At 61.8% G+C, this 617-nt stretch carries 1 protein-coding gene; it reads left to right on the top strand.

The features are described from left to right. A partial coding sequence (locus tag AACY08_RS27985) for a citrate/2-methylcitrate synthase (protein WP_339472344.1) occupies nucleotides 1–617 on the top strand: 617 nt, incomplete at both ends.

Here is a 617-nt window from a genome sequence, read left to right as displayed (position 1 = left end):
ATGTTTACCTACGATCCGGGCTTCACCTCGACCGCAAGCTGCGATTCGGCGATCACCTATATCGATGGCGATGAGGGCGTACTGCTCCACCGCGGTTACCCGATCGGGCAGTTGGCCGAACAGTCGAGCTTCATGGAGGTGTGCCACCTCCTCCTGAACGGCGAGCTGCCGACCAAGGACGAACTCGACAAGTTCACCTACACGATCAGCCGCCACACGATGCTGCACGAGCAGCTCGCGACCTTCTATCGCGGTTTCCGGCGGGACGCGCATCCGATGGCGATCATGTGCGGTGTCGTCGGCGCGCTTTCGGCCTTCTATCAGGATTCGGCCGACATCACCGATCCGCAGCAGCGCATGATCGCGAGCCACCGGTTGATCGCCAAGATGCCGACGATCGCGGCGATGGCGTATAAATATTCGATCGGCCAGCCGTTCATGAGCCCCAAGAACGACCTCAGCTACACCGGCAATTTCCTCCGCATGACCTTCGGCGTCCCCGCCGAGGAATATGAGGTGGTTCCCGCCGTCGAGCGGGCGCTCGACCGCATCTTCATCCTTCATGCCGATCACGAACAGAACGCGTCGACCTCGACCGTCCGCCTCGCGGGCTCGTC

The organism is Pseudomonas sp. EL_65y_Pfl1_R83 (assembly GCF_963970695.1).
Classification (GTDB): Bacteria; Pseudomonadota; Gammaproteobacteria; order Pseudomonadales; family Pseudomonadaceae; genus Aquipseudomonas; species Aquipseudomonas tritici.
This window is presented reverse-complemented; position numbering and strand designations above follow the sequence as displayed.